Annotated in this window: 1 protein-coding gene; it reads right to left on the reverse strand. The window is 69.7% G+C overall.

From position 1 onward, the window contains the following. On the reverse strand, positions 1–327 hold a 327-nt coding region (locus AACY45_RS28925; RefSeq protein WP_339548899.1), incomplete at both ends, for an AMP-binding protein.

Raw genomic sequence — 327 nt, forward strand, 5'->3', positions numbered from 1 at the left:
TGTCGCGGCCCTGCTCGTCCAGTTGATCCAGGCACCAGCACTCGGCCGCTGCACCCAGCGCCTGCAGCGCCGGCTGCAACGAGGTCTGGCTGAGCAGCAACGCGGCGCGGCTGTCGTCGAGCATGTGGCGCAGGCGTTCGGCGGGGAATTCAGGGTCCAGCGGCACATAGGCGCCACCGGCTTTGAGCACGGCCAGCAAGGCCACCATGAGTTGCGGCCCGCGTTCCAGGCACACGCCCACCAGCCCATCCGGCCCCACGCCCGCCGCTTGCAGGCGGTGGGCCAAACGGTTGGCCTGGCGGTTCAGTTCGGCGTAGCTCAGGCAAA

Source organism: Pseudomonas sp. RA_35y_Pfl2_P32, assembly GCF_963970735.1.
GTDB lineage: Bacteria > Pseudomonadota > Gammaproteobacteria > Pseudomonadales > Pseudomonadaceae > Aquipseudomonas.